Origin of the sequence: Modestobacter sp. DSM 44400, from assembly GCF_900107175.1 — a bacterium.
GTDB lineage: Bacteria > Actinomycetota > Actinomycetes > Mycobacteriales > Geodermatophilaceae > Modestobacter.
Map to the genome: position 1 here is coordinate 1 of NZ_FNOZ01000060.1, position 19,792 is coordinate 19,792.

18 protein-coding genes are annotated in these 19,792 nt (G+C 72.0%); 9 read left to right on the forward strand and 9 right to left on the reverse strand.

Annotated features, from left to right (window positions below):
- Positions 1–145: 145 nt before the first annotated feature.
- Positions 146–331 carry a hypothetical protein gene (locus tag BLW04_RS22040; protein ID WP_091547456.1) on the forward strand — a complete coding sequence of 62 codons (186 nt, stop codon included), beginning with the start codon at positions 146–148 and terminating at the stop codon, positions 329–331.
- Positions 332–466: 135 nt separating this feature from the next.
- The gene (cysC, locus tag BLW04_RS29370; RefSeq protein ID WP_305777670.1) at positions 467–1,522 is read left to right on the forward strand and encodes an adenylyl-sulfate kinase; all 1,056 of its coding nucleotides are present in this window, start codon (positions 467–469) and stop codon (positions 1,520–1,522) included.
- Here the strand turns inward: cysC and BLW04_RS22050 are convergent.
- From BLW04_RS22050 to BLW04_RS22060, 4 genes are all read right to left on the reverse strand, one after another.
- Entirely contained in the window at positions 1,510–2,427 is a 918-nt protein-coding gene (locus BLW04_RS22050; RefSeq protein ID WP_254781883.1) for a hypothetical protein, read from the reverse strand. The genes cysC and BLW04_RS22050 overlap by 13 nt on opposite strands.
- Positions 2,428–2,492: 65 nt before the next feature.
- Positions 2,493–3,236: a 3'(2'),5'-bisphosphate nucleotidase CysQ gene (locus BLW04_RS22055; protein ID WP_091547459.1), complete on the reverse strand. Its 744-nt coding sequence runs from the start codon at positions 3,234–3,236 to the stop codon at positions 2,493–2,495.
- Positions 3,237–3,415: 179 nt separating this feature from the next.
- Complete coding sequence (locus tag BLW04_RS29250; RefSeq protein ID WP_256375504.1) at positions 3,416–3,541, reverse strand: hypothetical protein; 126 nt, start codon at positions 3,539–3,541, stop codon at positions 3,416–3,418.
- An 82-nt stretch (positions 3,542–3,623) separates the two neighbouring features.
- Positions 3,624–3,824, reverse strand: a complete 201-nt coding sequence (locus BLW04_RS22060) for a hypothetical protein (protein WP_091547462.1) — start codon at positions 3,822–3,824, stop codon at positions 3,624–3,626.
- A 318-nt stretch (positions 3,825–4,142) separates the two neighbouring features.
- On the opposite strand from BLW04_RS22060, the gene BLW04_RS22065 reads away from it, so the two are divergent.
- Positions 4,143–5,288, forward strand: coding sequence for an LCP family protein (locus BLW04_RS22065; protein WP_254781884.1), 1,146 nt, complete (start codon positions 4,143–4,145; stop codon positions 5,286–5,288).
- A 1,965-nt stretch (positions 5,289–7,253) separates the two neighbouring features.
- Here BLW04_RS22065 and BLW04_RS22070 read toward each other — a convergent pair.
- Complete coding sequence (locus tag BLW04_RS22070; protein ID WP_175484203.1) at positions 7,254–8,813, reverse strand: O-antigen polymerase; 1,560 nt, start codon at positions 8,811–8,813, stop codon at positions 7,254–7,256.
- A gap of 235 nt (positions 8,814–9,048) precedes the next feature.
- Between BLW04_RS22070 and BLW04_RS22075 the strand changes: the two genes are divergently transcribed.
- From BLW04_RS22075 to BLW04_RS22090, 4 genes are all read left to right on the forward strand, one after another.
- Positions 9,049–10,416: a lipopolysaccharide biosynthesis protein gene (locus BLW04_RS22075; protein ID WP_175484204.1), complete on the forward strand. Its 1,368-nt coding sequence runs from the start codon at positions 9,049–9,051 to the stop codon at positions 10,414–10,416.
- A 70-nt stretch (positions 10,417–10,486) separates the two neighbouring features.
- A complete protein-coding gene (locus BLW04_RS22080) occupies positions 10,487–11,152 on the forward strand; it encodes an acetyltransferase (RefSeq protein WP_091547473.1) in 666 nt (221 codons plus the stop codon).
- A 142-nt stretch (positions 11,153–11,294) separates the two neighbouring features.
- Positions 11,295–12,110, forward strand: coding sequence for a glycosyltransferase (locus tag BLW04_RS22085; protein ID WP_175484205.1), 816 nt, complete (start codon positions 11,295–11,297; stop codon positions 12,108–12,110).
- Positions 12,107–13,318: a glycosyltransferase family 4 protein gene (locus BLW04_RS22090; protein WP_091547479.1), complete on the forward strand. Its 1,212-nt coding sequence runs from the start codon at positions 12,107–12,109 to the stop codon at positions 13,316–13,318. The genes BLW04_RS22085 and BLW04_RS22090 overlap by 4 nt, the downstream gene beginning before the upstream one ends.
- A 40-nt stretch (positions 13,319–13,358) precedes the next feature.
- On the opposite strand, the gene BLW04_RS22095 is transcribed toward BLW04_RS22090, so the two are convergent.
- Genes BLW04_RS22095 through BLW04_RS22110 form a run of 4 tightly spaced genes read right to left on the reverse strand, consistent with a single transcriptional unit; the run spans position 13,359 to position 18,455 of the window.
- Positions 13,359–13,991: a sugar transferase gene (locus BLW04_RS22095; RefSeq protein ID WP_254781885.1), complete on the reverse strand. Its 633-nt coding sequence runs from the start codon at positions 13,989–13,991 to the stop codon at positions 13,359–13,361.
- Positions 13,988–15,136: a DegT/DnrJ/EryC1/StrS family aminotransferase gene (locus BLW04_RS22100; protein WP_217631188.1), complete on the reverse strand. Its 1,149-nt coding sequence runs from the start codon at positions 15,134–15,136 to the stop codon at positions 13,988–13,990. Before BLW04_RS22100 ends, BLW04_RS22095 begins: the two co-directional genes overlap by 4 nt.
- On the reverse strand, positions 15,133–16,992 hold the full coding sequence (locus tag BLW04_RS22105; protein ID WP_091547482.1) for a polysaccharide biosynthesis protein: 1,860 nt from the start codon (positions 16,990–16,992) through the stop codon (positions 15,133–15,135). The genes BLW04_RS22100 and BLW04_RS22105 overlap by 4 nt, the downstream gene beginning before the upstream one ends.
- Positions 16,989–18,455 carry a tyrosine-protein kinase domain-containing protein gene (locus BLW04_RS22110; protein WP_091547485.1) on the reverse strand — a complete coding sequence of 489 codons (1,467 nt, stop codon included), beginning with the start codon at positions 18,453–18,455 and terminating at the stop codon, positions 16,989–16,991. The genes BLW04_RS22105 and BLW04_RS22110 overlap by 4 nt, the downstream gene beginning before the upstream one ends.
- A 237-nt stretch (positions 18,456–18,692) precedes the next feature.
- Here BLW04_RS22110 and BLW04_RS22115 point away from each other — a divergent pair, with 237 nt between their 5' ends.
- Both BLW04_RS22115 and BLW04_RS22120 read left to right on the forward strand, forming a co-directional pair.
- Positions 18,693–19,163 (forward strand): arsenate reductase/protein-tyrosine-phosphatase family protein, encoded by a 471-nt coding sequence (locus tag BLW04_RS22115; RefSeq protein ID WP_139306962.1) that lies wholly within the window; start codon positions 18,693–18,695, stop codon positions 19,161–19,163.
- 214 nt (positions 19,164–19,377) lie between these two features.
- Positions 19,378–19,792 (forward strand): arsenate-mycothiol transferase ArsC (locus BLW04_RS22120; RefSeq protein WP_371327814.1); only part of this gene is annotated, 415 nt, incomplete at its 3' end.

Here is a 19,792-nt window from a genome sequence, read left to right on the forward strand (position 1 = left end):
CCTCGAGAATCAGCGCCGCCGAGTACGGTTCGCCTGCACTCGGCGACACCGCCGGGTCACCGTCTGCTGAGGGTCATTTCCCCCTCAAGTTCGAAGAGCCCGGTTCCGACTGTCTCCACAGCCGCCTGGATGGCACACTCGACTGATGCGTATCGTTGGCGACCTGCTCGCCACGCCAGTGACCAGCCGGAACACCGGGTCGCTGACCCTGCGCCCGGGGCTCGCCGCCCGGCTGCCGCACGTCCACCTGTTCTCCCGCCGCGGCGATGACCCGTTCAGCAGCGCATCGCTGTACGCCTGTCGGTGCGGAGTGGTCCGCCCCGGGATGTGACAGCCGGCGACGACGGGTCCCCCGGACGGGGGACGGACGCCGGCGCCACGCTGTACGCCTGCCGCTGTGGAAGGGTCCGCGCTGCCCGCTGATCCCCTCGCGCCGCCCGCGGTGGCTCATTGCCAGACTGCTGGCATGGCACAGACCCGCATGCGGCTGACCGACATCCAGCTCGCTGCGCTCGCCCGGTCCGCCTTCGGGCTCGCTAGCAGCCCACAGCTGCCCGGGGCCGACGGGTCGGGAGACACCGAGTTCGAGGACGCCGAGGGAGTCCTGGTCGCCGTCCGGGACCACGCCGGGCTCACGGTCCGCGAGATCCCGCGCTGGCGCTCCCCCGCCGCCGTCCGCGCGCAACTGGGCGACACCAGCGACGTGGCCGCCTGGGTGGGCCTGCCCCCGGATGACGCCGGCAGGCTGCCCGCCCGGGTGCTGGCGCTGCTGCCAGTCGCCGGCACCGCGCCGGACTCGGCCACGGTCTCGCTGGCTGCTGCCCGGTGGTCGGCGGCCGCGCACGGCCGGGAGCTGGTCGTCGTCCCGGTGCCGGTGACCGCCGCAGACCCGGAGCTCGCGTGGGAGGACCTGGCCGCGGCCTATGGGGCACCGCTGCTGGGCAGCCGGGTCGAGGCCGCGGCGCCGCGCACCGGCGGGCTGGCGGTGATGTTCACCGGGCTGTCCGGCGCGGGGAAGTCGACCATCGCCGGCCGGCTCGTCGAGCTGCTGCAGGAGGCCGGCCGCACGGTCACCCTGCTCGACGGCGACGAGGTGCGCACCTCCCTATCGGCCGGGCTGGGCTTCTCCAAGGCCGACCGGGACACCAACGTCCGGCGGATCGGCTGGGTCGCCGGGCAGATCGCCAAGCACGGCGGGATCGCGGTGTGCGCGCCGATCGCGCCCTATGCGGCGACGCGCACCGACGCCCGCCGGCTGGTGGAGGCGCAGGCGGGGCCGGGCAGCTTCGTGCTGGTGCACGTGGGCACCCCGCTGGCCGAGTGCGAGGCGCGGGACCGCAAGGGTCTCTACGCGAAGGCGCGCCGCGGCGAGATCGCCGAGTTCACCGGGGTGAGCGACCCCTACGAGGCCCCGACCGACGCAGAGGTCACCCTGGACACGACCGGGACCAGCGCCGAGGTGAACGCCCGGCGAGTGCTCGAGACCGTGCTGGCCGGGACGGCGGGAGCTCAGCGCAGGTAGGTGCTGCCCGGCGACCAGGTGGGCAGCGTGCCCGGGGCGTCGATCGTCTCGGCGTCCACGTCCCGGCGCAGCGCCCACGCTGCCGGGAGCACGAGCCGCGGCGCGACGCCGACGAGGACGGCGATGAGCACGGCCACCCCGCCGACGACCTCGCCGCTCTCCTCCACGAACGTGGCGGCGATGCCCGCGAAGCGGGAGCCGAACAACTGGCCGGCGACGGAGGAGAAGCTCGAGAGCCCCACCGAGGCGACGGCGTAGAGGCCGAGGGCGCCCAGCACGCGGCGCCGGTCCCGGCGGTCGTTGCGGCTGAGCCAGAAGAGCACGGTGAGGACGGCGGCGACGACGAACGCGCTGGCCGCCGCGGCGGCCACCGGGTGGCCGACCAGGCCGACGGCCTCCAGTGCGCGGACGTGCACCGTGCCGCCGCCCTTGACCTCGGCGACGATCGCGGTGACGACGCCGACCGCGATCCACCACGAGCGGCGGCCCGGTGCGCGCGAGGCGCCGAGGAACGCGGCGCCCGCGGCGGCGACGAACAGTGCGGTGACGTAGAGCCGCGGCACCGACAGCGGCAGGTCCATGGCGAACAGCCGGGCGGTCCCGCTCTCGTGCCCGCTGGCGCGGATGCTGAAGCCGGCGGCCTCGAGGGCGACGCCGATGCCGGCGAGGGGGACGGCGATCGGCGGCAGCGGGATGCGGCGGCGCCGAGGAGCGGCGGCACGGTCGTCGAGCAGGCCGGGGTTGGGCGCGAGGCCCCGCTCGCGGCGGTCGGCCTCGTGGAAGGCCCGGCCCATCGGCACGGCCACCAGCACCGCGAGGGCGGTCCACCCGATCAGCACCCATCCCCACGACGGCATGGTCATGCCATCGGCACGCGGGGCGCGGTGCTTGACGTCAACCGACACGCCTGCGCCTCCTGGGGCGGGAGACCACCCGTTCGGGTGACAGCACCGCCTCGGGGCCGGCGCGGTCAGGCGGTGTCGGCGAGCGCGCCGAGCAGTTGGTCGGCGAACATGGGGCGGCAGACCAGCAGGTCGGGCAGCCACGGGTTCGCCTGGTTGTAGCGCAGCGGCGAGCCGTCGAGCCGGCTGGTGTGCAGCCCGGCGGCCCGGGCGACGGCGACCGGGGCTGCAGAGTCCCACTCGTACTGACCGCCACCGTGCACGTAGGCGTCGGCCCGGCCGCGGACGACGGCCATCGCCTTGACGCCCGCGGAGCCCATCGGCACCAGCTCCGCGCCCAGCTGCTCGGACAGCACGGCGACCAGCGCCGGCGGGCGGCTGCGGCTGACGGCCAGCCGGAGCGGGCCGTCGGACCGCGCGGGGACCTCCCGCGGTTCTGCGGTGCTCAGCGTGATGCCTTCGGCGGGCAGCGCCACGGCACCGGCGACCAGCTCGCCGCGCTCCCAGAGGGCGACGTGCACCGCCCAGTCGGCGCGCTCGAGCTCGGAGAACTCACGGGTGCCGTCGAGCGGGTCGACGATCCACACCCGTTCAGCGCCCAGCCGCGCGGGGTCGTCGGCACCCTCCTCGGACAGGACGGCGTCGTCCGGGCGGACGGCGGCGAGGGCGTCCATCAGGAAGCGGTGCGACTCGGCGTCCCCCGCGGTCTTGCGGGCGGTGGCGTCCGCGGAGTCCCGGGCCCGCACCTGGAGCAGCAGTTCGCCGGCGGAGGTGGCCAGGGTGCGCGCGGTGTCGTGATCTGAGGCAGTCAAGAGGCGTCTTCCGTCCGAGGTGGGGTGGTCTCATCCTGCGGGTCGAGCAACGCGTAGTCACCGCCGGTCGTCCCATCGGGTCAGCCGGCGCCCGCTCGGGTCGGGGCGCGCAGCCGACGGGAGACCGGCTGCGGGCCCGGCAGACCTTCGGCCTCCGGGGCCGGCGCACAAGGGACCGGTCAACGGCCGGCGGGCACGACCTCGTGGAGTTCTTCCTCGCGCAGCCCGGCGCGACCCAGCGCGGCGAAGACCGCCGCGGTGACCGTGGCGAGAAGTGCCCAGCCCAGGAGTCCAGCGAGGAGCATGCGGCCAGGCTCGCCGGGGCAGCTGGCGGGAGGTGTCCGTTTCCTGATGGGCAACTGTCGGACGGCGGAACGGCCGCCGTCCTCAGACGTGCGGCGGGAGTATGGGCTCGTGGGGGCCGGGCCGGTCCCAGGTGCAGGTGAAGGTGTCGCGCACGTAGCGCTCGGGCTCCCCCGGCGGGTTGACCAGCGCGTGGTCCAGGCGGCCGGAGCCGCCGCACCTGCAGAGCACCACCCGGTCGGCATCCGCCCGGACCCGGTCGAGAACCTCGGCGTCGCCCGTCATGGACAGTAGGTTGCCGCCGACGGGTGTCGGCGACAAGCTGGGTGGGGGCCTTCCGGCGAGTCGGTCACTTCGCGTTACGTGCCGTTGATCCGACGGACGGCGGTTCCGCCGCTGCACGTGGCGGTGGGAAGTCCATCCCAGCCGCCGCTGATGCCACCCCCGTCCCGCCGGCCCCAAGGGACCCCCGCGTGTGCGTGGAGAGCGCCGGAGGCGGTCGCCGCCCCCGTAGCGTGCGAGGCGCTGACTGACGGGGGACACATGACTGACCGAACGGATCGACCGGCGCGCCACTCGAGGCCGAACAGTGAACCGGCCACCGTGGAGGCCCACGCGGTCACCGGGTACGAGCACGACGGTCACGGGAGCGACGGGTACGAGGACGACCAGTACGACAACGATCAATACGGGGCCGTCGCGCACGAGGGCGCCGGGACGACGGAACGTCCCCGGACGCGTCGACGCCGGACCTGGCGGAGCGCCCTGGTCGCGCTGGGCGTCCTGGGCCTGGTGCTGGCGCTGGTCGTCGGCGGTGGGCTGTGGTTTCTCAGCTCCCGGTACGGCGGGAACATCGACCGGGTCGGCGACGTCTTCGCCGGGATCGACGCCGGATCGCGGCCGGCGGCGGCCAGCCCGGTGCAGGACACCGGTGCCGATCCGGTGACGTTCCTGCTGGTCGGTTCGGACACCCGGGCCGTCGTCGAGAACGGCGACCTGCCCGATGCCCGCTCCGACGCCATCATGCTCACCCGCATCGCCGGGGACCGGAAGCACGCCCAGGTCATCTCGATCCCCCGAGACTCGTGGGTGGACATCCCCGGCCACGGCAAGAACAAGATCAACGCCGCCTACGCCTTCGGTGGGCCCACCCTGCTGATCCAGACCGTCGAGCAGTTGACGGGTGTCCGGATCGACCACTACGCGGCCATCAGCTTCAACGGGCTCATCCAGGTCACCGACGACCTCGGCGGGGTGGACGTCGTCGTCCCGGAGACGACGAGCAACGGGGAGTACACGTTTACGGCCGGCCCCAACCACCTCGACGGCGCCGAGGCACGGGCATACGTCGGGCAGCGCCACGGCCTGCCCGGCGGCGACTTCGACCGGGTCAAGCGCCAGCAGAACTACCTGCGGTCGATGTTCACCAAGCTGTTCAGCCAGAACTCGTTCTCCGACCCCGGCAAGCTCGACTCGCTGCTGCTGGCGGTGACCAGCGCGGTCGCCGTCGACGATTCGCTGGGCAACGCGGACCTGCTGTCGCTGGGGTACTCGGCGCGCGGCATCCGGCCGGCCGACGTCGCCTTCTTCACGGCTCCCGTCCTGGGCACCGGTATGGAGGGAGCCGCGAGCGTGGTATACCTGGACACGGTCACCGACCAGCGGATGTGGGGTTACCTGCAGAGCGATTCGCTCGGCCAGAACGCGGGCGAGTTCACCGACCAGGCCCTTCCCGACGTTCCTCGCTGAGAAGCGGCCCTACCCGGGCTTACCGACCACTGGCGGCCCTACGTCGTCCCGGAGCCAACAGCCGCGATCTTGCCCGTAGGACCTCTTCCCTGGCCACTCCTACCGAGCGCAGGCCCGGGTTCGGTTGGGCTGTTACTTTCTGTCCGCAGGGTCGAGCCCGTCCCGGCGTGCGCGTAGGCCTTCTTCCGTCGGCTACGCCCTGCTGGAATCTGCTCTTGAACCCCGGCGCGCCCTTTCCGCCCATCCTCTCGGTACGGCCCCTCTGCATGTCTGGGGCAGAGAGGACGGAGGGCCATACTCCGGGACGACCTGCCCTGCCGTGGACTGCGAACGGAGCCGCTGCCCGGTATGCCGCCATGACCGTCCGAGGCCTGGCGCCGGCGGAATGCTCTGCTTGGCTGCATAGGGTATCTCGACCGACCGGCGCCTGCCTGGGCCGCAGGGCGCCCGGGGTCCGGCACGGTCGGTGCGCCGACGCGGCCGACGGCTGCTGCGCATCCACTACGTCCGGTGGCTGAAGGAGGATCCGTTCAGCGGCTCCAGCCTGTATCGCTGCCGATGCCGCCGCCTTTGCCCCGGCGCGTGAGCCGGGGCAGCGCCGACGAGGATTACACGGCGAGTCGGCACTACGTCGGCTGGGGTGACACAAGAGGCGGCGGCGGATGTTCGGCGTGTTCCGCGCCAGGTCGCGGGCCTGCGGCGAGTGTCACGGAGACTCGACGCGCGGTTCCGGACCGCGGGCCGCCACCGGCAGCCTTAGCTGGTCGCCCCCCGACCCCCGGTTCCCCCGTCGAGGCACCGGGAGCCGGAGCCCCGGCCGCCTCGTCGACCGGTAGCGCCGCCGACCCGGTCGCCGTCGACGAAGTCACCACAGACGTCGCCCCGTCGTTCGCCGGAGCGACCAGCACCATCTGCGCTCCGGAGACCACGGGCACAACGCCGACCACGGTGGGGCCCATCTCCACCGCCGACGCCTTCCCGACCGCCACGTCGTCGTCGACGACGACCAGCTGCTCGGGCGGCTCGTTCACCGGGGCTCCGCCGAGGGACCAGGGCGGCACGGCCGGACCACCGACCCCATCTCCACCGAAGCCGCGCCGACCGAAGTTGCGCCCCCGGGAGCCGCGCTCACGGAGGAAGCGCCGGCCGAGCCAGGCCCCCCCGCCGGCGCCCGACTGCGGCGAGTTGGAGGTCGCCTGCGCGATCTTCGAGCCCCCGTGAACCGCACCGGCGGCTGACCGCCCGCAACGGGCGTGATCGTTGCGGCGTGCGGCGTGGGTGGCTCCTGGTTACCGTCGGCCTACCAAGCGCCCCCCAGCCCTAGGGCGTGTTTCCTGGATCATGTCGTGAGCCAGGAGACAGGCCCTGGCAACTTCGCCGCCCTCGTGCTGCACGGATCGGAGGAGACCGCCGAGACCGCCGCCGGGGGCGTCGTGGCCGCCCATTGCCATTGCCGATGCCGGCATCGCCCAGCTGGCTCCCGAGCTCAACGCCAGCGACGTCCACCGCCGCGCCGACCTGTGTCTCACCGCCGCGCGCAGCGTCGGCGCCGGCTCGGTCATCCGGTACCGCGGGACCCGCTGAGCCTCCCGGTCCGCCTGCGACCCAGCGCGGCGGGCCGGGACGGACACCCCTTCGCCGGTTCGCCCTTCACGCGGCCCAGAACGCAGCCACCCAACCGGTGCATACCCGTCGCTGTGTCCCGCGTCCGCAAGGGACCGTCCGGGTGACGCGCGTGGCGCCCACGACGACATCCGGGGACTTGACCTGACCGTTGCGCGGAGCGCCGGAAGCACGTGCTGGTCGGGACTCGGCTGTCAGCTCGGCGTGGACCCAGATTGCGGCGCCCCGGCGCACCGCGAAAATCACCGGGTCGCCCGCCACCTGTACACCCTGCGGCGCTCGCGTCCCGGGGATCCTCCTCAGCCCCACTCCGGAAGGCAGCGTCATCCTCCCCGCTGAACCTCACCGGCACTGCGGCGACGGCCGTGGCCAGTCGTGTGTTCTGCGCACTCGCTCGTCAGCAAGCGAGACCGGCGATCGCGGCTCCACCAGCGCGCTCACGGATGGGAGCGCGGCCGCGACACCGTGGTGACTCCGCGCACCTGAGGAGTCCTGCCGCCCATGGACGGGGACCACCGTGGCGGTGCCGACCTCCGGCGGCCGATGTGCTCCTCTGCCGCTGACGGGAGAGCCGTCCGATGTACCGCTGCTTCGCTGACGAGACGGCGGCACGAGACGCCGCCACGCGCAGGCACCCACAGGTGCGGCTGCCGGCGCTTCCCGGGTCAGCATGAACGCAGCGACCATGAAGGCGAGCACCACGTTGGTGAAGGTGAAGATCGGCAGGGTCACGCTATGGGCCAGGAACGCGTAGCCGGCCAGGCACCCCAACGCAACCAGTGGACTCGGGCGCTCGACCAACCGCCTCCAGAGGAGGGTCAGCAGCGCGCCGGCCGCCACCGCAACGATGGGTGTGCCGATCAGGCCGAAGTCCTCCACCAAGTAACGCCACGCCGTGAATATGTTGGTCGATCCACCGTTGCCCAGGGGCACGAAGTCATCAAGGGCCTGCCCGTACTCGCTGCCGGCGCCGATGTTCTTCGCGATGCCAGCCAGCGAGGCCGCCCCCCACTCGTGCGGGAAGCTCGGCGGCTGGCTGTCGAAGTACCGGGAGAAGCCCGTGAGGTAGCCCACTGCGTAGACCGAGATCTTGTTCAGCACCACGGCGACGTATTGACTGTCAATGGTCCCGACGCGCATGAAGGCGATCGCGATGAAGGTCCCCAGAACGCCGACACACGCGGCACCGCCGGTGACGACCGCACGCCACCCCAGTCGTGGCGTCTCTCCCTGCCAGTAGATCCGCTGGACGATCCACCCAGCAAGGACGAAGAAGAACGCGGTCAGCATGCCGGCTCGCGCCGTAGTCACCACCGCGTACGCGGTGGCGCCCAGCACCGGGCTCGCGTAGCACAGCAGAGCCGTCCGCCGACGCAGGCCTTGAGCCGCGAACGGCGCCACCAGGGCCCCGGCGTAGGTGAAGCTGAGGAGCAGGGGCACCGAAGACGGGATGACGAGGTTGCCGCTGTACCGCTCGTAGGAGATCGCTGTCGCGGACTGGAACAACTGCGAGACGCTGAAGACCGACGTCAACGAGTAACCGTTGACGACCTGAAGGACGAAGGTGGCGGCGAAACCGCTCATGGCCCCGAACGCGACCAACTGTCGGAGGAGACGTACGTTCAGCTGCCGCGGCTGGTGTTCCGGAAGCCGGACGGCAGGACGCCTCCCGCCCGCGATGTAGGCGCCGAGCACAAAGCAGAGGACGAGCGCGACGATGAAGAACACCGCGGGCTTCGACACGTAGAAGCCGGGGGCCAGCAGCGGCGGGAGTAGCAGGGCCAGCGCCCAGTACAGAGTGAAGAACGGTCCGGGAGTGAGCCACCGACCGCCGGTCACTCCGCGCGGCCACCCCGCGACCAGCAGAGTGATCACCCCCAGGACGACGAAGAGAGGAATCACGTCTGACCTTCCTTCTCGCCCCAGCGGAGCGCCGTTGCTCACCCTGGCTTAAGCCTGCGTCTTCGAACCGATGCTCTCCCAGCGCGCGGCTGCGACGGGGACACACGCCCGGGAATACGGTCACGGATCGTCCCGTCACACCTCACAGACCTCATGTCCCTCGCTGACCTCAGGGAGCACGGGTGAGCGGAGTGGCGACCGGGGGTGCCCTCAGCTGCCGTCTAGCTTCTGCGTCATGCGACGGACGGCGGGAGGTGACGTGCATCCCGAAGGGCTGGTCGTCCCCGACCCCGAGCTGATCGCCGCGGCGCCGGGCACGTCAGGACGACGCGCCACACACCTACGCGGTGACAAGCTCATGGCGATCCGGGTGGTCGCCGGTTTCGGTGCCGCCCGGGCCGTTCCCGGCGTGCTCACCCTGGTCAGGGTCCCGGTCTGGCTGCTCCTGTACGGGCCGGCCAACTACGCCCTCTACTCGCTCTTCTGGGCCACCGCACTCATCGGCACCTCGCTCACCGGCGGCTGGCTGCGGCAGGCGATCCTGCGGCACAGCGGTGGCACCGGCCCGCAGTACGAGGACGTCGCTCCGCGCACCCGGTTGCTGGTGGAGGCGACGGCGCTGCTCGCCATCGTCCCGCTCGCCCTGCTCATCGGCCCGGACGCCGGCCGGCCGGTCGACCGCGCCGTCCTCCTGGTCGCCGCCGCCGCGAGCCTGGTGCTCACCTCGGGCTACAGCGTCGCGCAGACCTTCCTGCAGCGGGACGGCCGATCGACCCGCTACGCCGTCGCCGAGCTGGTGCGGGTGGGCGGTGCCCTCGTCGTGTCCGTGATCCTCGCCGTCGCCGGGCAGTTCACCTCCTGGGCCCTGGTTCTCGCGACCGCCGCCGGGACCGCCGGCGCCCTGGTCATCGCCCGGAGCAGCGACCCAGCCGTCGGCCGCGCCCGCGTGCCCGCTGCCGCGGTGCTGGCCGCGCACTGGCGGTACGGCTGGCCGATGTCGATCTGGCTGACGGTCTCGGGCGGTCTGATCTACCTCGACCGCTTCGTGCTCACCGAGCTGTACGGGCTGGACCGCGCCGGGCACTACGCCGCCGCCGCCGACCTCGGCGTGCGTGGGATGGGCATGTTCGTCACCCCGCTGGTGATGTTCCTGCACCCGGCCTTCATGCGGCGCTGGAACGCCGGTGACGAGCTCGCCAGCCTGCGCACGTGGCGGCGGGCTACGGCGCTGCTCACCGCTGGGACCGCGGTCGTCGCCGCGGTCTGCTTCGGCTGCTACCTGCTGTTCGCCGACCAGCTGATCGCCGACCCGATTGCAGCCGGCACCTTCGCCGTGCTGCTCACCGGCGGCTCGTTGTGGCAGCTGGCCCAGATGGTGCACAAACCGCTGGAGGCGATGGACCGGACGACGACGATGCTCGGCCTGCTCATCGTGAGCTTGTCCGTCACCTGCCTGATCGACGTGGCGCTGGCCTCCGCGCTGGGCGAGCTCGGTGTCGCCGTCGCGTTCACCGTCGGGGCCAGCACCTACGTGGCGCTGTCCGCGGTCGTCGGCCGGCGGGCGGTGCGCGCCCACCTCGCGAACGGGAGCGCGCTGCGATGAGGTCGCACGACGTCACCTGCAGGCGCGACCGGAGTGAACCCGATGGGCAGGACGACCTGAGGACAGGGGCATGACGAGTACACCACTGGTGGTCATCGGGTCCGGTGGCTTCGGACGCGAGGTCCACGACGTCATCGAGGCCGTGAATGCCGGAGCCGCGGTCCAGGGTCGCCCCGAGCCATGGGCGATGCTGGGCTTCCTCGATGACGGCAACCCCGACCGAGACCTCCTCGTCGACCGCGGGACGCCGTTCCTCGGCCCGTCACGGACGCTGCTCGAGCTGCCCGCCGACGTTCAGTACGTCGTCGGGATCGGTAGCGGTCCGGTGCGACGTCGCCTCGACGAGTGGGCAACCGCCGCCGGCCGAACCGCCGCCACGCTGGTACACCCGGCCGCTGTCCTCGGCAGGCACGGAGTGCACCTGGGTGCCGGGACCATCGTCTGTGCGTCCGCCGTCATCACCACCAACGTCCGGGTCGGCCGGCACGTGCATCTCAACCTGGGCGTCACCGTAGGGCACGACGCTGTCCTCGGGGACTATGTGACCGCCAATCCCAACGTCTCGATTTCGGGCAACACCGTGATCGAGGACGAGGTCAACCTAGGTACCGGGTCGGCCGTGATCCAGGGCCGCCATGTCGGTGCACGCACCGTCGTCGGTGCGTGCGCGGCTGTCGTCCGCGACCTGCCACCCGATGTCACCGCCGTCGGCGTGCCTGCCCGGCCACGGTCCTGACGAGCGCCATGGCCTGCTCCATCGGCACGGTCGCCGCCGCTCGGGCCCATCAGGTGGGGGTGCAGCACAGCGGCCGGGTCGCAGCCGAGCGTCGGTCGGGCTCGCGCCAGCCGCGGCGCACGCAGAGAGGAGGCAGCTGGGCATGACCGTTCTCCAGTTGGTATCGGTCAGCTACTTCGGGTCGCCGGTCGTCCCTGGTCTGATCGGGTCCCTGGTCGGGCAGACCGAGGAGGACTGGCGGTTGGTGATCGTCGACACCAGCGAGTCCGACGCTGAAGCCGAGCAACTCGCCTCCGCCGCCGGCAGCGACCCGCGGGTCGAGGTGGCCCGGGCGCCGTCGAACCTCGGCTACTTCGGTGCCGCCCACTGGTGGACGACAGCGCGTCCGTCGACGGCCACCTGGCTCGCCGTGTGCAACGCAGACCTGCACCTGGCCGACGGGACGTTCGTGGATCGGCTGGCCCGGCTCACCGATCCGCCGGCCGTGCTCGCCCCCCGGATCACCGCACTCCCCAGTGGCAGGTCACAGAACCCGTTCATGGTCACGCGCCCGTCGGCCCGGGCCATGCTGGTCCGGCGCCTTGTCCTCTCCCACCGCCTCTCGGCCTCCGCAGCGATCCGATACGCCGGCTGGCGGAACTCCCGCCGCGGCCCGGCGCCCATGCATCCGGCCGGGGACATCTACGCGCCGCACGGTGCCTTCACGTTGTTCCATCAGGACTTCTTCACCGCAGGCGGCACGCTGCACCACCGGCCCTTCCTCTTCGGCGAGGAGCTGACCGTCGCAGAGCGCGCACGTACCGTGGGCCTGCGCGTGGGCTACGAGCCGACGCTGGCCGTCGTCCACGAGGAGCACCAGGCCACCGGGAAGCGGTCCGCGCGGATGTTCCGCGCCCAACGCGAGGCCGCCGTCTACGGACACCGTCTGATCACCGGCCGGGAGACCTGCGCGCCATGAGGATCGTCTACATCCACCAGTACTTCCGGACCCCGGAGATGTCCGGGGGCACCCGCTCGTACGAGTTCGCCCGGCGACTCGTCGGCCACGGCCACCAGGTCTCCATCGTCACCGCCGACGCGGAGGGGAGTCGGGGCGCTGCACGCTGGCGGCACACCGTCGAGCAGGGCATCGACGTCCACTGGATCCAGGTACCCTACGACAACTCGATGCCGCCGTGGCGGCGGATCATCGCCTTCGTCCAGTTCATGCTCGCCGCGATGACCATGGCGGCCCGACTACCCCAGGACGTCGTCCTGGCCACCAGCACACCGCTGACCGTCTCGATCCCTGGCGCCTGGTCCGCGTTCCGCAACAAGGTCCCGATGGTCCTCGAGATCCGCGACCTGTGGCCGACCGTGCCGATCGCGCTCGGCGTCTTGCGGTCCTGGCCCACGCGCACGTTGGCCAGGGCCCTCGAGCGGTGGTCCTACGCGCGGGCACGCAAGATCATCGCCCTGTCGCCAGACATGGTGCGCGGTGTCCTGCGCGTCCGCCCGGAAGCGGACGTCACACTGGTCCCCAACGCCGCGGACATGGAGTTCTTCAGCGTCCGCACGGACACCGACGACCGTCTGGCCGACGCCAACCGTTGGCTGGCCGCCCACCCGGTCGTGCTGTACGCGGGCACATTCGGCCTGGTCAACGGCGTCGGCTACCTGGTGGAGCTGGCCGCCGCCCTGAAACCGCTCCTGCCCTCGGCCCGCGTCGTGCTCATCGGGGCCGGCGCAGAGCTCGACCAGACCCGGGATCTGGCCGCTCGCCTCGGCGTCCTCGACGACACGTGCCTCATCCTCGGCAGCCTGCCCAAGACCGAGGTGGCAGCCTGGTTCCGGGCCAGCACGCTCACCGTCTCCACGGTGATCGACGTGCCCGAGCTGACCGCCAATTCCTCCAACAAGGTCTTCGACGCCCTCGCGGCGGGCCGGCCGGTCGCGGTCAACCACGGCGGCTGGTTGGCCGACGCGATCTCGGAGAGCGGTGCCGGCCTCCTGCTTCCCCCACAGCGGCCGGCCGAAGCCGCTCAACTGGTCGCCGAGGTCCTCGCCGACCCCGAGCGTCAGCAGCGGGCCGGCGAGGCGGCGCGGCAGCTCGCGCTGACGTCGTTCGACCGGGACCGGCTGTTCGTCCGGTTCGAGCAGGTCCTGCGCGACGCCGTCAGCGACTGACCGCTCGCGGTCCCGGCGCCCAGCCCTCCAGAGCAGACGTTCAGCCGCCGGTCGGCACTGCGCCGAGGAACTCGGGCATGGTGGCCTCGCCGTCGGCGGAGATGCCCTGCCGGCGCACCACCGACAGCACTGTCGCGCCGAGAATCCGCAGGTCCAGCCACAGGGTCTGCGCGTAGACGTACTCCACGTCGGCCGCGAACTTCTCCGACCAGCTCAGGGCGTTGCGACCGCGAACCTGGGCCAGGCCGGTCACCCCTGGACGCATCTCGTGCCGACGGGCCTGCTCGGGCGTGTACCGGTCCAGGTAGGCCATGAGCAGCGGGCGCGGCCCGACCAGGCTCATGTCCCCGCGGACGACGTTCCACAGCGTGGGCAGCTCGTCGAGGCTGGTACTGCGCAGCACCCGGCCCAGCGACGTCATCCGCTCGACATCGGCGGCGGGCGGATGCCCGGGCTCGACCGACCGCATTGTGCGGAACTTCGCCAGCCGGAAGGGCCGCCCGTCCCGACCCGGACGCACCTGGCGGAAGAGCACGGGGCTCCCCAGGGAGGTCCGGACGGCGACCGCGACCGCTACCTGCAGCGGGGCCGTCGCCACCAGCAGGCCACCGGCCACGCTGACGTCGAAGGCGCGCTTGGCCAGCGCCTTGCTCTCGGCCCTGCGGCGCGTCACGAGCCGAGGAAGGAGGCCACCGCGGTCCGCACCCGGTTGACCTCGGCCGAGGTCAGGGCGGAGCCGCTGGGCAGGGTCAGCCCCTGTTCGAAGAGGCGGTCAGCGGTTCCGGAGCGGAACGACCGCGCGGCGGCGAACACGGGCTGTCGGTGCATCGGCTTCCACAGCGGCCGCGACTCCACCCCGGCGTCGTCGAGGGCTCTCCTCAGGTCGGCCGAGCACCAGCCCGCCCGGTCCGGGTCCACGACCACGGCGGTCAGCCAGCAGTTGTCGGCGGAGTCCCTGTCGCGCTGGAACAGCTCCACGCCACGGACGGCCGCGAACAGGGCTACGTACTCCTCGCGGACGGCGCGGCGCCGCGCGATCATCCCGTCCAGTCGCTCCAGCTGCGCCACGCCGAGCGCGGCGAGGAGATTGCTGAGCCGGTAGTTATAGCCAATCTCGGTGTGCTCGTAGTGCACGGCCGGCTGACGCGCCTGAGTGCTCAGATAACGGACCCGCTGCGCGGTGGCGGCGTCGTCGGTCAGCAGCATCCCTCCGCCGCTGGTCGTCATGATCTTGTTTCCGTTGAACGAGAGCGCGGCGATCTCGCCGAAGGCACCGGCAGGACGACCACCGTGCCACGAGCCCAGGGACTCCGCGGCGTCCTCCAGCACCGGCACGCCGAAGGCCGTGGCCACCGCGGAGATGGCCGTGTGGTCGGCGCAGCGGCCGAGGATGTCGACCGGCACCACGGCGGCCGTGCGACGCCCCTCGGCATAGAGCTCGGTCAGCGCCTGTTCGAGCAGCGCCGGGTCGAGGTTGCCGGTGTCGTCGCAGTCGACGAACACCGGCTCGGCACCCGTGTACACCACGGCGTTCGCGGTGGCCGCGAACGTCATCGTGGGCACGACGACGACCGTGCCGGGCCCGGCCCCCAATTCCAGCAGTCCCAGGTGCAGCGCCGCCGTCCCCGACGACAGCGCGACGGCGTGAGCCCGTCCGCAACGCTCGGCCATGCGAGCCTCGAACTCGTCGACCATCGGCCCGAGCGGGGCGATCCACCCCGACCGGATCGCCTGGACGACCAGCTCCTCCTCGCGCGGGCCCACGTCGGGGGTGGAGAGCAGAACCCGCTCACGCACGGGGCGCATCGTCGTCGTCACCGGACCTCCATCACACGCTCGTCGGCCCACTCCCCGACCAGGCTTGCCGCGGGGCTGGCGACCACCCGGTCCTCGGCGCGGCGGCCCATCCGGCCGATCTCGGCCGGTTCCAGCGGCGGCACCGGGACATGGGTGATCAGCGGGTGTGCCGCCCGGGTCCCGGTCTCGTTCTCGCCGAACAGCTCCTCGTGCAGCTTCTCCCCGGGGTGCAGACCGGTGTAGACGATGTCAATCGGCCGGTCGGCCAGCGCGATCAGCTGCCTGGCCACGTCGGCGATGCGCACCGGCTCACCCATGTCGAGCACCAGCGCCTCGCCGTCCCGGCCGATCGCACCGGCCTGGATGACCAGCTGAACCGCCTCGGGGATGGTCATGAAGTACCGGGTGACGTCGGGGTCGGTGACCGTGACCGGGCCGCCGCGGGCGATCTGAGCGGTGAAGGTCGTCAGCACCGAGCCACGGCTGCCCAGCACGTTGCCGAACCGGACGGAGAGGAAGGCACCGTCGTTGGCCCGGGCGTAGGCTGCGGTCAACTGCTCGGCCAGCCGCTTGGTGCGACCGAGCACGTTCACCGGATCGGCGGCCTTGTCGGTGGAGATGTTGATGAACCGCTCGACCCGGACCGCGGTGGCCGCCTCCAGCACGTTGCGGGTGCCGAGGACGTTGGTCTTCCACGCCTCCTGCGAGTGGGTCTCCAGCATGTTCACGTGCTTCAGCGCGGCGGCATGAAAGACGACCTCGGGCCGACGCTCGGCGAAAAGCGCGGTGAGCTGCTCGCTGTCGCGGATGTCCGCCAAGACGACCTCGGGGGCGTCCAGCCGGGCCTCGCCGTGTAGCTGCAGCTGCAGGGCGTGCAGGGCCGACTCGTCCCGGTCCAGCATGATCAGCTCGGCCGGGTGGAACCGGGCGAGCTGGAGGCACAACTCCGAGCCGATCGATCCGCCGGCACCGGTGACCAGCACCCGCTTGCCCACCAGGTAGTCGGCGATGGCCCGCACGTTCGTGTCCACCTGGCGGCGGCCCAGCAGGTCGGCGATGTCGATGTCGCGCACGTCGCGGATGCCGACCTGGGAGCCGACGATCTCCGACAGCCTGGGCAGCACCTTCACCGCGAGCCCGGCGTCGGTCGCCCGCTGGGAGATGTCACGGATCGTCGAGGCGTCGGCGCTGGGAAGGGCGATCACCAGCAGTTCCGCTCCGGTCGCGCCGGCCACCGCGGCGATGTCCTCGCGGCCACCCATCATCCGGACACCGTGCACCCGGGCGTGCCGCTTGCGCAGGTCGTCGTCCAGCACGCCGACCGGCACGTACGGCCCGCCGACCGACTCGGTCATCGAGCGGATGAGCTGGCCGCCGGCCACGCCGGCGCCGAAGACCAAGGTCGGCACGCCCGCGCGCCGCCTCGATGCGGCCTGCCGCTGGTGGCGCACCACCAGCCGCAGCCCCAGCATGAGCACGAAGGAGAGCGCCGCTCCGACCACCGGTACCGACAACGGGACCACCCGGGGCGGCCCGGTGACGAGGTCGGCGGCCACGGTGACGATCGCGGCGACCGTCACGGCAACCGCCAATGCCGTCGATTCCTCCGCGCTGCCGACCGTGTGCCGGCCCTGCGGCAGCCGCAGCGTCAGCGACATGGCCACGAACGCGGCGGCGATGACCGCCGCGGCGAACAACAGCCCGGTCCGGTCGATCAGCCGGACGTCGAAGTCACGGCGAGCCGCGCTGGCGAGCGCCAAGCCGGCGACCAGCGCCATCACGTCGACCCCCAGCAGGGACCAGCGCCGCACCCGCCAGGCCAGCAGCGGCTGACGCGCCTGGGCGTGGCCGTCCCGCAGCACGGCGTCGCGGATCATCGGCCGGAGCCGACCGCGCGCAACGGGCTGGTCCCCGGCGACTGCGGGTGCGCGTGACTGCGGGCCGACGCGCCCCGCGACTTGGCGCGCGGCTTGAGCGTCGCCCGGTCGGGGTCGGGCTCATAGCTGTAGCCGTAGCCCCGCGCGGCACCGGTGGCCATCGGCACCCGGTTGAGCACGACGCCCAGCAGCCGGGCGTCGATCCGGGCCAGCGCCTGCGCCGCCTCGGAGAGCTCGGCCTGGCGGACGTGGCCGTGCCGGGCGGACAGCAGGCAGCCGTCCGAGTGCACCGAGAGGACCGCGGCGTCGGTCACCGGCAGCAGCGGCGGGGCGTCGATGATGACGAAATCGTTCTGCTCGCGCAGCTGGCCGAGCAGCGTCCGCATCTGCGCCGAGCCGAGCATCTCGCTGGGGTTCGGCGGCATCGGGCCGGCGGCCAGCACGGTCAGCCGCCCGTCGCCCCACGGCTGGGCCACCTCGTGGAAGGCGGCATCGCCGGCGAGCACGTTGGTCAGGCCGGCGCCACTGATCAGGCCTATGTACTTGGTGACCCGCGGGCGGCGGAGGTCGGCCTCGATGAGGCAGACCCGGCTGCCCGACTGCGCCAGCACGGTGCTGATGTTGACCGCCAAGGTCGACTTGCCCTCGCTCGGCACCGAACTGGACACCACGATGACCCGCGGCGGATGGTCGACGTCCAGGAATTGCAGGTTGGTGCGGATCGAGCGGTAGGCCTCGGAGCTCAGCGAGTGCCGGTCGAGGTCGGCGACCAGGTGGTCACGGGCGAGCTCGGGGTCTTCCAGCACCGTCCCGATGACCGTGCTCCCGGTGGCGGCCAGGACGTCCTGCGGTGTCTTCACCGTGTTGTCCAGGCGAATCCGCAACACGGCCAGGCCCACGCCTGCCAGCAGCCCGAGCACCAGCCCCAGCCCGAGGTTGCTCGTCCGGTCCGGGGAGATCGGCGCCGGGTTGAGGTCGGCCTCCTGCACCGTGGTCACCTTCACGGTCGAGGCGTCGCCACCGGCCGGGGTCTCCAGCAGGCTGACCTGCTCCGTGAAATGGCGCCCGAGCGAGGCCGCGATGTCGTGCGCCCGCGCAGCATCGGTATCGGTCACGTCGACGCGGAGGATCACGGTGTCCGGCAGCGCGGTGGCCTGCACCTTGGCAGCCACCTGCGCCGGGGTCAGTGCGAGGCCCAGCTCGTCGACCACCCGGGCGGCCAGCTGCTCGCCGGTGAGCAGATCGGCGTACGAGGCCACGCGCTGCTGGGAGAACAGGTTGCCCTGGTAGGCCGCCGACGTGTCGGCCGAGGCCGCAGTCGACACGAAGAGCTTCGTCGACGAGGAGTAGAGCGGGGTGGTCAGGTAGGTCAGGCCCCCGGCCACCAGCAGGCCCCCCAGGGCACTCACGATGAGCAGCCACCACCCAAGACGGATGACCTGGGCGATTCCCTTGAGCTCCACGCGTACCCCCGTGCCCTTGCGGCGCCAACCGGTTGGGGCGCTCTGCCGACGTCAACCCACACGTGGCGCTGAAGTCGAGCGGAAGTTATCGCGCGGACACCGCGGATCTGGAGCCGAAACGGCCAACGTGGGACTCCAGGGCACCTGTGTGACAAACGAGTTCCCCGGGACGAGGACGCGACGACGTCGACTTCTTGATGCACTCCGCGTCGGGGGCCGTCAAGGTTCACTGTGCCGGTGCAAATCCTCTTCGTGTGCACGGGCAACATCTGCCGATCCCCGATGGGTGAGCGGTTGACACGTGCCTTCCTTGACGACGCCCTCGGGGCGACGGCTGCCGCAGTGGGCACGGCGAGTGCCGGCACGCATGCGGTCGTCGACAGTGGCATGGAATCGTCGTCGGCGCTGGTGCTGGCCAGCCTGGGCGGCGACCCGTCCGGCTTCGCCGCACGTCAGCTGACCGCCGAGATGGCCGCGGCGGACCTGACGCTGACCATGAGCCGCTCGCACCGGCGCGCGGCGCTGAAGCTGGCGCCGCGTGCCATGTTCCGCACCTACACACTGCGGGAAGCCGCCGCACTGCTGCGCGGCGTCGACCAGACTGCGCTCCCACCGGTGGCCGACGTCGACGCCAGGGCCCAGGGTGCTGGTGTCGGAGCTGGGCCGGCAGCGGGCCACCCGGAGGGTCGCCGACCGGGAGGACGATGACGTACCGGACCCGATCGGCCAGCGCCCGGGGTGCACCAGGAGGTCGGCGAGCAGGTGTTCGACGCGCTCGCCCCCCTCCTGCAGGCACTCTGCGGCCTCACGGACGACGATGTGCCCATGACCCGGACTCTCAGCCACGCGTGACGGCCCTGCCCCGGCAAGACCAGCTCCGACGTCGCCACGCTGAGCGCCACGGCCGGCGAGTCGCCACACCATGAGGCTGCTGTTCGTCTGCACCGGCAACGTCTGCCGATCCGCAGCCGCGCACCAGCTCTCACAGTCGTGGGCGGCCGCCGTGTCGGGAAGTCAGGTCGAGGTCCGCAGCGGGGGCACCTGGGCTCGGCGGGGTCGGCCGCTGCACCCGTTCACCGCCGTGGCGCTGGAACGCCGTGGCCTCACGCTGGCCCCGTTCGGATCCAGCCCACTGGAGCGGGCGGACGTCGATAGCGCCGACGTCGTCCTCACCATGACCGCCCAGCACCGGGAAGAAGTCGTGGCGACTAGAGCGTGTCTGCCAAAGATTGGCGGGTTGGTGGGCGACGCTGGACGAATGTTGCGTACCGACGAGATCCCGGACGAGTTGTGGGAGTTGATCCAGCCGGTGCTGCCTGCCGGCGGTCATCAGGGCC